General features: G+C 50.6%; 10 protein-coding genes. 2 read left to right on the top strand and 8 right to left on the bottom strand.

Annotated features, from left to right (window positions below; all coding sequences use genetic code 11):
- Positions 1-126 precede the first annotated feature (126 nt).
- A complete protein-coding gene (locus tag BBW68_RS09510) occupies positions 127-618 on the top strand; it encodes a YajQ family cyclic di-GMP-binding protein (RefSeq protein ID WP_070135174.1) in 492 nt (163 codons plus the stop codon).
- A 54-nt stretch (positions 619-672) separates the two neighbouring features.
- Here BBW68_RS09510 and BBW68_RS09515 read toward each other — a convergent pair whose 3' ends face one another.
- The 8 genes from BBW68_RS09515 to BBW68_RS09550 all read right to left on the bottom strand — a co-directional run bounded on the left by BBW68_RS09515 (position 673) and on the right by BBW68_RS09550 (position 9,553).
- The gene (locus BBW68_RS09515; protein WP_070135175.1) at positions 673-2,040 is read right to left on the bottom strand and encodes an MFS transporter; all 1,368 of its coding nucleotides are present in this window, start codon (positions 2,038-2,040) and stop codon (positions 673-675) included.
- 160 nt (positions 2,041-2,200) lie between these two features.
- Complete coding sequence (gene cyoE, locus BBW68_RS09520; protein ID WP_070135176.1) at positions 2,201-3,088, bottom strand: heme o synthase; 888 nt, start codon at positions 3,086-3,088, stop codon at positions 2,201-2,203.
- Between the two features lie 13 nt (positions 3,089-3,101).
- Positions 3,102-3,431, bottom strand: coding sequence for a cytochrome o ubiquinol oxidase subunit IV (locus BBW68_RS09525; protein WP_070135177.1), 330 nt, complete (start codon positions 3,429-3,431; stop codon positions 3,102-3,104).
- On the bottom strand, positions 3,431-4,018 hold the full coding sequence (locus tag BBW68_RS09530) for a cytochrome o ubiquinol oxidase subunit III (protein ID WP_070135178.1): 588 nt from the start codon (positions 4,016-4,018) through the stop codon (positions 3,431-3,433). Before BBW68_RS09530 ends, BBW68_RS09525 begins: the two co-directional genes overlap by 1 nt.
- Positions 4,008-5,999, bottom strand: a complete 1,992-nt coding sequence (gene cyoB / locus BBW68_RS09535; protein WP_070135179.1) for a cytochrome o ubiquinol oxidase subunit I — start codon at positions 5,997-5,999, stop codon at positions 4,008-4,010. The genes BBW68_RS09530 and cyoB overlap by 11 nt, the downstream gene beginning before the upstream one ends.
- A gap of 4 nt (positions 6,000-6,003) precedes the next feature.
- Entirely contained in the window at positions 6,004-6,918 is a 915-nt protein-coding gene (gene cyoA / locus BBW68_RS09540) for a cytochrome o ubiquinol oxidase subunit II (RefSeq protein ID WP_070135180.1), read from the bottom strand.
- A 523-nt stretch (positions 6,919-7,441) separates the two neighbouring features.
- The gene (gene ampG, locus BBW68_RS09545) at positions 7,442-8,929 is read right to left on the bottom strand and encodes a muropeptide MFS transporter AmpG (RefSeq protein ID WP_070135181.1); all 1,488 of its coding nucleotides are present in this window, start codon (positions 8,927-8,929) and stop codon (positions 7,442-7,444) included.
- 45 nt (positions 8,930-8,974) lie between these two features.
- Positions 8,975-9,553 carry a lipoprotein gene (locus tag BBW68_RS09550; RefSeq protein ID WP_070135182.1) on the bottom strand — a complete coding sequence of 193 codons (579 nt, stop codon included), beginning with the start codon at positions 9,551-9,553 and terminating at the stop codon, positions 8,975-8,977.
- A 243-nt stretch (positions 9,554-9,796) separates the two neighbouring features.
- On the opposite strand from BBW68_RS09550, the gene BBW68_RS09555 reads away from it, so the two are divergent.
- Entirely contained in the window at positions 9,797-10,096 is a 300-nt protein-coding gene (locus BBW68_RS09555; RefSeq protein ID WP_070133583.1) for an IS3 family transposase, read from the top strand.
- Positions 10,097-10,147: the final 51 nt, after the last annotated feature.

Genomic DNA, 10,147 nt, shown 5'->3' on the forward strand with positions numbered 1-10,147 from the left:
TAAGGGCGCTACGTTCATTGCCGTGCAGCCCGCCTGCTCATTATTATAGCTATCAGCGCCTGTAATTTTATTTACCCGCGGCAAGCAGGTATTATGCATGTCACTTTAGTATTAGGAGAATAGATCATGCCATCTTTCGATATCGTTTCTGAAATTGATATGCAGGAAGTGCGTAACGCAGTAGATACTGCTAACCGTGAAATCACTACTCGCTTTGACTTTCGCGGTGTGGAAGCCAGCTTTGAGCTGAATAATAAGAACGAATCCGTCAAGGTTCTGAGCGAATCTGATTTCCAAGTGAAACAGCTTGTGGATATTCTGCGCGAGAAGCTGCTGAAGCGTGGCATTGAAGGTGCAGTGCTTGATGTGCCGGAGCAGATCGTACACAGCGGTAAAAGCTGGAGCATCGAAGCCAAAATGAAAAAAGGTATTGAATCTGACATCGCTAAAAAGTTGGTGAAGCAGATTAAAGACAGCAAAGCGAAGGTGCAGACGCAGATCCAAGGTGATGAACTACGGGTGACCGGTAAATCACGTGATGATTTGCAGAGTGTGATGGCGATTGTCCGTAAAGCCGATCTGGGCCAGCCGTTCCAGTTCAAGAACCTTCGCGACTAACTCGCAGGGGCCGAGTGTAAAACCATCGGCCCCTATTTGCTGCCCGCCTGTTAATTAAGTGGCTGCCGCGATTAGCTTCTCGATCTCGGCACGGTTAGTGACCTTACTGTCAATTTTTATGTAGGCACTTTTCTCTTCCGCCACGATAAACACCGCAGAAACTCCTGGTTGAGCCTTCAGCTGGCGCTCCAGCTCGCTTTTATCCAACGAATTTCCTTCCAGCGTAATGCGCAGGCTGCTGACATAGGGCGGTTCCTGCATGGTCAGGCTGACCAGTAGCCAGACGAAAGCCACCAGCGCCCCGACCAGGAATATGCTTTGTGCATCGATATGACCATACACCCAACCTCCCATGCCGCCGCCGATGGCCACGCCGAGAAACTGACTGGTGGAGTAGAGACCCATTGCCGTGCCTTTGTAGCCCGGAGGGGACTCTTTACTGACCAACGAAGGCAGGATGGCTTCCATCAGGTTAAAGCCAATAAAGAACAGCTGGACGCCAATCACCAGCGTCCAGAAATAGTTACCTGCACCCCACAGCACCACTTCAGCTACCAGAACCAGCGCCACGCAGCCGACAAATACCCGCTTCATGCGGCGTTTCACTTCGGCATAGATGATAAACGGCAGTACGGCGGCGAAAGCCACCAGCATGGTGACTAGGTAAACTTTCCAGTGCTCGGCGGCGGGCAGGCCGGCCTGCTCAAACTGGCCGGGCAGGGCAACGAAGCTCGACATCAGCAGGATGTGCAGGCAGAGAATACCGATATTCAGTTTGACCAGACGGCTGTTGGCCAGCACATCACGAATAGTGCCCTTCACAATGCCGGATTCGCGGTTTAGCACGTGGTTCGAAGCAGACGGAACCACCAATAGCGTGATAACAATGCCAGCGCTTGCCAGCAGGGCAATCATCCAGAACAGCGCATGCAGGCCGAGCGCGTTGGTAATAATCGGGCCAAGAACCATGGCAATCGCAAAGGTAATCCCGAAGCTGATGCCGATAAACGCCATCGCTTTGGTACGGTTCTGCTCGCGCGTCAGGTCGGACAGCAGCGCCATCACGGCAGCGGCAATGGCGCCGGATCCCTGTAATGCGCGGCCAAGGATTACCGCCCAGATTGAGGTGGTCATGGCGGCAATCACGCTGCCGATAACAAAGATCAGCAGGCCGCCAACGATGAGCGGCTTACGACCAATGTGGTCGGACAGCAGCCCGAATGGAATTTGAAAAATGGCCTGCGCTAAGCCGTAAATGCCAATAGCCAGTCCGATAAGTGCTTCACTTGCTCCCTGCAATGCCATGCCGTAAGTGGTGAGAACGGGTAATACCATAAACATTCCCAGCATGCGCAGGGAAAAAACCGTTCCTAAACCCCATGTCGCACGCAGCTCGACCGGGGTCATTTTATTATCGTTCATTGCTACCTCAATGCGGGGATACCCTTCATCTGGAAATCTTTGGGATGATTTTTGTCTATTTTAAGTGGCAGGAGAGGGCGGGTAAAACATTACTTTTAGAGCAGTGGTAACAAAAAGAAATGGCGCGAAATCGCGCCCTTAGTAGTGATGGTTCGTGCTGTTATCTGACCATCGTCAGCAGGTATTTTGATGCTGGGGTCATAAAATCAATGGACATCATCACGCTTAGCGCAGTGATTGCCACAATCGAGAACACAAACAGCTTACGTGCCCAGACATGATCGTTCTGAGTTTTGTAACCTGACAGTGCCATCCCCAGCCACCAGACACTCACGGCGGCTGCCACGACTAGATATTTGTAGCCCGCATAACCCACCAGCGTTAGCATCAGCGTGGCAACCATAAACGCTAGGATATAGAACGTAATATGTTTTTTCGCAACGGAGATACCTTTCACCACCGGCAGAACAGGGATGTTAGCTGCCTGGTAATCTTTAAAGCGGAAGATGGCAATCGCATAAGAATGCGGCATCTGCCACAGGCTAAAGATAGCCAGCAGGATCAACGCACCAGCATCAAACTGGTTTATTACGGCACAGTAACCAATGATCGGCGGCGCAGCGCCGGACAGGCTACCAACCAGCGTGCCGTATACGGAGTTGCGCTTCATGTACAGGCTGTATACGCCGACATAAACTACAAAGCCCATTACCGCCAGCCACATCGCCAGCGGATTCGCTCCGAAATACAACAGCGCAAAGCCAGCAATACCCAGAACGGTTGCATAAACCAGGCTTAATTTTGGAGAGATAAGGCCTTTTACCAACACCCGATTCTTGGTCCTCTCCATTTTTTTGTCGATATCACGGTCGATAAAATTGTTATAAACACAACCCGATGCGACCACAAGAGAAACACCGACTAAGGTGGAGACAAACAGGGCATGGTTAATGCTGCCTTTCGAAGCCAGCAGAAATCCCCCGATGACAGAAATTAAATTTCCGAAAATAATTCCTGGTTTTGTTACTTGCAGGTATTGCCTAATCATCACAGTAGCTCGGTTAGTGGCTCATCATGTTGTAATTGAGGTTCCACATGATCCATAGCGAGCCGACAACAACAATCAGGATGATAAGTGCTGCAAACACGATAGCAATCAGGTTCCAGCCTCCCTCGGACTTGCTGTCCAGATGCAGGAAGTACACCAAATGCACCAGTACCTGGACAACTGCACAGATGTGAACCACAGTAAGGATGGTGGCTTTAGAAGCGCCACCATCCATCACCATCCAGAATGGAATACCGGTCAGAATGACCGACAGGATAAAGCCGATCATATAAGATCTCACGCTACCATGAGAAGCGCCATGTTCAGTTGCAGGATGGCTCATTACATAACCCCCATCAGGTAAACAATGGTGAATACGCAGACCCAAACCACATCTAGGAAGTGCCAGAACAGGCTGAGGCACATGATACGGGTACGGTTAGTTGCGTTAAGATCACGAGTGGCAATCTGATACATCAGGACCAGCATCCAGATCAGGCCAGACGTCACGTGCAGACCGTGAGTTCCCACCAGCGTAAAGAAGGCAGACAGAAAGCCACTATGGTCAGGGCCGAAACCTTCTTTAATCAGGTGATGGAACTCATAGATTTCCATACCGATAAAGCCCAAGCCGAACAGGAAAGTTATCGCCAACCAGCCGATAACTGCACCTTTCTGCTCTTTGTTCAAGTTGATAACTGCAAAACCATAGGTAATAGAACTCGACAGAAGCAGGGCGGTTTCCACTAGGACGAACGGCAGTTTAAAGATATCTTTCCCTGCCGGGCCACCCACGGTGTTGTTTATCATCACACCATACGTCGCAAACAGCGTTGCGAAGATGATGCAGTCACTCATCAGGTAGATCCAGAAGCCAAATACTTTATTGGCTCCTGCATCGTGGTGTTCAGTCACAGTTTTAGTCGACATTTTTCAGACCTGCTTTGCTAATTTTGTCAAAGTGCTGATTCTCGATTTTTTGAATCTCAGCCACAGGAACGTAGTAATCCACGTCTTCGTCAAAGCTCTTGACGATCCAAGATACGATTATGCCCACGAATGACAGGCCTACCAGCCACCAGATATGCCAGATCGCTGCAAAACCAAAGACCACGCTGAAGAAACCAATTATTACACCAGTGCCGCTGTTCTTCGGCATGTGAATTTCTTCATAGTGAGCCGGCTGCTTATACGTTTCGCCTTTTTCCTTCATTTCCCAGAACGCATCGCGCTCGTGAATTTCAGGAACCACAGCAAAGTTATAGAACGGCGGTGGTGAAGAGGTTGCCCACTCCAAGGTACGCGCACCCCACGGATCACCGGTCACGTCACGCAGCTGTTCACGGTCACGGACCGAAACGTAGAATTGGGTAATCTGGCAGATAACGCCACAGGCAATAAGGCCAGCACCGCATGCAGCAACAACCAGCATTGGGTGGAACTGTGGATCGATATCCTGGCTAATACGACGGGTCATACCCATGAAGCCCAGTATGTACAGCGGCATAAAGGCAACGAAGAAGCCGATAATCCAGAACCAGAACGCAGGGATACCCCAAGTTTCATTCAGCTTGAAGCCGAATGCTTTCGGGAACCAGTAAGTCACACCAGCAAAGCAACCGAATACGACACCACCGATAATCACGTTATGGAAATGAGCAATCAGGAACAAACTGTTGTGCAGCACGAAGTCTGCACCTGGCACGGCCAGCAGAACCCCCGTCATACCACCTACAGAGAAGGTGACCAGGAAGCCGATGGTCCACAGCATGCAAGAGTGCATCTGAATGCAACCCTGATACATGGTGAACAGCCAGTTGAAGATTTTAACCCCGGTAGGAATGGCGATGATCATCGTCATAATACCGAAGAAGGCGTTGACGTTGGCACCCGCACCCATAGTGAAAAAGTGGTGCAGCCACACGATAAAGGACAGGACGGTAATAACCACCGTTGCCCATACCAGTGAGGTGTAACCAAACAGACGCTTTTTTGAGAAGGTAGCAACAACTTCCGAGAACACACCGAAGACCGGCAGAACCAAGATGTAAACTTCCGGATGACCCCAAACCCAAATCAGGTTGACGTACATCATCATGTTGCCGCCCATATCATTGGTAAAGAAATGGAAACCCAAATAACGGTCAAGGGTCAGCAGAGCCAGCGTTACGGTCAGAACTGGGAACGCAGCGATAATCAGCACGTTAGTACACAGGGAAGCCCAGGTGAACACCGGCATTTTGAACATGGTCATGCTAGGCGCACGCATCTTCATGATGGTCACGAAGAAGTTGATACCTGTCAGGGTCGTACCAATACCGGAGAGCTGTAGACTCCATATCCAGTAGTCAACACCGACCCCCGGACTGTATTCCACCTCCGAAAGTGGTGGATAAGCTAGCCAGCCGGTCTGAGCGAATTCTCCCACGCCCAGTGACAGGTTAACCAGCACCACACCGACAGCCGTGAACCAGAAGCTCAGGTTATTCAGGAACGGGAAGGCCACGTCGCGTGCGCCAATCTGCAGAGGAACAGTGATGTTCATCAGACCAACAACAAACGGCATCGCTACGAAAAAGATCATAATCACGCCGTGGGCGGTGAAGATCTGGTCGTAGTGGTGCGGTGGCAGAATGCCAGCTTCACCCGCAGAAGCGAGTACCTGCTGAGTACGCATCATTACTGCATCGGCAAAGCCGCGCAGCAGCATGACGAAAGCCATGATGATGTACATGATACCGAGTTTTTTATGGTCAACTGAGGTCAGCCACTCGGTCCACAGGTATTTCCATTTACCGAAGTAAGTCAGAGCGGCGACAAGCGCCAAACCGCTCAGGATGATAGCGGCAACCGTAACCATGATAATGGGTTCATGATACGGCACTGCATCCAGTGTTAATTTTCCTAACATCGTATTATTCCTCGGCTCTTGCTTTAGCGGTGTTGCTCATATCCATATCTTCACGGCCTTCGCCGTGATTCATCTTGAACTGACCAATGATGTCCTGGAACAGTTCAGGTTTTACACTTGAGAAGAATTCCACCAGGTGATTTTCGCTAGGCGCAGCCAGCTTTTTAAAATCATCCATCGTAGTGAGGGTATCTGGAGACTGCTTAGCTTTGGCAACCCACTGATCGAAACTCGCTTCGTCAGGGGTAGCAATCGCCTTGAACTTCATACCAGAGAAACCACGACCACTGAAGTTGGAGGAAATACCATCAAAAGTGCCGGCTTCATTCGCAATTAGATGCAGTTTAGTTTGCATGCCCGCCATAGCGTAAATCTGGCTACCGAGGGTTGGAATAAAGAAGGAGTTCATTACGGTGTTTGAAGTAATTTTGAAGCTGACCAGGCGGTTAACCGGGAAAACAATCTGGTTCACGGTGGCGATACCCTGCTCTGGGTAGATGAACAACCATTTCCAGTCAAGTGACACAACTTCAATCAATACAGGCTTAGCCTCCGACGCCAGTGGCTTGCTCGGCTCCAGCGCGTGGGTTGATTTCCACGTCAGAATACCAATGAAGACAATGATCAAGATCGGCACAGTCCAGACCACGGCTTCCACTTTGTTCGAGTGGGACCAGTTAGGGCTGTATTTTGCATTAGTATTCGATGCCCGATATTTCCAAGCGAACACTATGGCCATTAAGACTGCCGGAATAACGACGATCATCATCAGGCTAAAGGCCGTCAAAATCAGCGAGCGTTGATCCATTGCAACCTGTCCTTTGGGACTTAATAACGCACTATCACAACCACTTGACAAAACTATGCTTGCGATTAATGACAAAATCCCCAAACTTTTATTGTATTTCCTGAGTCTCATTTAACGACCTCAATGACAAGGGCTCTATTGTCGTTTAAGTGTGGCCGCATTTTACGGAAAGGTTTCAGTACTGTAAACCTGCAACAGGTTGTGTCAGCGGCGTGTTGACACCTTTTGCAAACGCTGTCACATATGTTGCCGTAGGTGACAAAATATAAATGCTGGCAAAGGGTTGGCGCTAATATAACAAAATCCGATGAAAAATTTCTACAGAAATTGTATCTGCTATAACCAGCCATTTAATGCACCAATTGTTTAACAAAAAACGCATCATTTTAGCGATATAAATTAACTTAAAATAATTACTCACCGGGTTTTAATCCCTGAAAATGGAAGGCCGGATGAGAGCGATTTTTTTGAGCGTATTAATAAATAGGAAAAATAATATTCTCGCGAAGCTATCAGTATCGCTGATGGGTTTACTCGGGTCTGGCACCCGGATGGTCAACAGCCGATCCAAGGTTTGTTAACTCATTGTTGTTCGGATTATTTTATTAATATTTCTCGCTTCAGGCAAAAAACACTACAAATTTAACTTTCTGTGCGTTTTACGCAGCGAGAGGAAATCCAGCAGGGTTCCGCACACAATGCCCGCCAGCAACAGCACGATTCCACCTTCGAACAGAGCAGAACTGATGCTCTGTAACGCCAGCCAGCCCAGTGCATTCACCGCCAGCATCAGCAGCCACATTATCAGTAGTGCACAGCCAGCGATCAGCCCGCGCACCGCCCAGCGATACCCTGAAGGGTAGTCTGTGCGCGGCAGATAATTAGCATTATTCTGCGCATATTCCAGCGTGGTTCGGCACCCGAACAGCAGTAACAGACCGGGTAGCGCGGCAATCACCGAGAATGCATAGAAGGTAGGCCAGTCCCAGCTTTCGACAAACCACCCCGCTACCGGCCCGACATACACCCGCCCAACGGCAGAGAGGGCAGAAAGCAGCGCGAACTGGGTGGCGGAAAATGACTTATTGCACAGCGTCATCAGTAAAGCGATAAAGGCCGCTGTGCCCATTCCGCCGCACAGGTTTTCAACAAACACCGCAACAGCCATGCTGTAGAGATGTTTGTCGGTTACCGAAAGTACCCAGTAACTGAGGTTTGAAACCGCCTGGAAAATGCCAAACAGCAACAGGGCACGGAACAGGCTAAGCCGCTGCATCAGAACGCCACCAGCCAGTGCGCCAATAATGGTCGCGATCAGCACCAGCGTTTTATTCACCAGCCCAATGTCGCCGGCATCAAAGCCAACTCCGCGGATCAGGAAGATAGTCGTCAGGCTGGCTGCGAAGGCATCCCCGAGCTTGTAGAACACAATCAACGACAGGATCAGCCAAGCATTATTACGGTTAAAGAAGTCGCGTAGGGGAGCGATGACCGCTTCTTCCAGCGTATTAGGCCGGGCAATGCTGCGATCTGGCTCTTTTGCCAGCAGCGTGGCAATTACGCCGGGCACCATCATCGCTGCCATCAGCCACCAGATCGCCTGCCAGCCGAGGTAACGCTCTGCCAGCCACAACGCCAGACCGCCAGAAACCAACATCGCCAGCCGGTAGCCCAGTACGCTCATTGCCGCACCGTTACCGCGTTCGGCGGTGGAGAGCACGTCGGTTTTCCAGGCATCAAAAACGATATCCTGGGAGGCCGAGCAGAACGCCACCAGCACCGCCAGCGCAGTCAGCATGGTCAGGTTACGCGAGGGCTGCATAAAGCCCATCAGCACAATGCCGACAATCAACAGCAGCTGCGTCAGTAATAGCCATCCACGCCTGCGCCCGAGAAACGGCGGCTTGTAGCGGTCCATCAGCGGGGACCAGAAGAACTTAAAGACATAGGCCTGACCGACGAGTGAAAAGAAGCCGATGGTTTTGATATCGAGATTTTCAACCACCATCCACGCCTGCAGCGTGCCGGATGTCAGAGCTAGCGGGAGGCCGGAGGCGAAACCGAGTAATAGAAGGAGGGCAGAATTGCGCCGGGTGAAGATCTGTAAATAGTTATTGGACATACGGACCTTAAATCTGGCCCGGCTTCCTGCCGGGCCAAGGGGGGATTAACGTGCGTTCTGCTTAATGAATTCGCTCACACTGGTATCCTGCGCCATATCAGCAATCACGTCGCCCAGACTCTGGTTTACGACATTAATAATTTTCTGGTTGGTGGCCGAGAAGGCCCCTTCAACACTGTTAGCCTGACGGTAGTTCTTGACCTGCTTGCTGCCGTTTTTCGCGGTGGCAATGATCGAGATATCCGCTTTGGTCGTAATGCTGTAACGCACGTTGCCTTGGAGGACATCGGCATACAGACCGTTAACAACGATCTGCAGGTCAACCGCGCCGTTAGGGCCGATCATATAACCACGGGCCGTCATTTGTTTTTCCAGCGTTTCCTGCAGCAGGAAGCGAAGATCGCGTGATGGCGTCAAGGTGATGAGCTGGCCGTCGCGGTTAACCTTTGCCAGTGTCTGATCGCTGCGCTGATCGGCACCGTTGATACTGACGGTAATGCCCATCAGGCTTGGGTCGCGCTGCGGCAGCTGAATTTTAGGTGATACATCAAGCGTGTTGCTGTTACTCGCACAGCCAGCCAGAATAAATGTGGCCAGCAGAGGGAAAAATAATTTTTTTAACATGCTTATTATCTCAATAACGTGAGTAGTATTGCTGACAAAACTACGCTCATCATAACATCGCCAGTAGCCAGTGGAAGCCCTGATAGCGCGTAAATTCATCGCGTTGCGGATTTTTCAGACATCTGAACGCGTGAGTCTTTGACCTCCGAAGCCGCGTTAGGTTTCTTTGTGTAGTGGCACACTGATACTGGCCACCTGATCGGAAGGTGATATTCTCACCTTCCCAACACCACAGGTGACCCAATGGCTAAACATTTCACGCCAGAATTTAAGCTCGAAGCGGCGAAGTTAGTTGTCGACCACGGCTATACCTACGTTAAGGCCGCAGAGGCAGTTAACGTAAGCCATTCGGCTATCCCCCGTTGGGTGAATAAGCTGCGACTTGAGCGCCAGGGGAAAACGCCCGCCGGGCTTCCTCTGACGCCAGAACAGCTCGAGCTGCGTGAGGCGAGGAAGAAAATACAACGCCTTGAAATGGAGAACGAAATCCTAAAAAAGGCTACGGCGCTCTTAATGTCGGACGCACTCAACGGTTCACGGTAGTCGACAGGCTAAGAGCGAGGTATCCGGTCGCTGCGTTGTGCCAGACTTTTG

Source organism: Candidatus Erwinia dacicola (assembly GCF_001756855.1).
Classification (GTDB): Bacteria; Pseudomonadota; Gammaproteobacteria; order Enterobacterales; family Enterobacteriaceae; genus Erwinia; species Erwinia dacicola.

Coding starts and splice junctions, on each gene's coding strand:
- BBW68_RS09515 (WP_070135175.1), bottom strand. CDS start 2,040: ATGAACGATAATAAAATGACCCCGGTCGAGCTGCGTGCGACATGGGGT.
- BBW68_RS09510 (WP_070135174.1), top strand. CDS start 127: ATGCCATCTTTCGATATCGTTTCTGAAATTGATATGCAGGAAGTGCGT.
- BBW68_RS09555 (WP_070133583.1), top strand. CDS start 9,797: ATGGCTAAACATTTCACGCCAGAATTTAAGCTCGAAGCGGCGAAGTTA.
- BBW68_RS09550 (WP_070135182.1), bottom strand. CDS start 9,553: ATGTTAAAAAAATTATTTTTCCCTCTGCTGGCCACATTTATTCTGGCT.
- cyoE (WP_070135176.1), bottom strand. CDS start 3,088: ATGATTAGGCAATACCTGCAAGTAACAAAACCAGGAATTATTTTCGGA.
- BBW68_RS09530 (WP_070135178.1), bottom strand. CDS start 4,018: ATGTCGACTAAAACTGTGACTGAACACCACGATGCAGGAGCCAATAAA.
- BBW68_RS09525 (WP_070135177.1), bottom strand. CDS start 3,431: ATGAGCCATCCTGCAACTGAACATGGCGCTTCTCATGGTAGCGTGAGA.
- cyoB (WP_070135179.1), bottom strand. CDS start 5,999: ATGTTAGGAAAATTAACACTGGATGCAGTGCCGTATCATGAACCCATT.
- ampG (WP_070135181.1), bottom strand. CDS start 8,929: ATGTCCAATAACTATTTACAGATCTTCACCCGGCGCAATTCTGCCCTC.
- cyoA (WP_070135180.1), bottom strand. CDS start 6,918: ATGAGACTCAGGAAATACAATAAAAGTTTGGGGATTTTGTCATTAATC.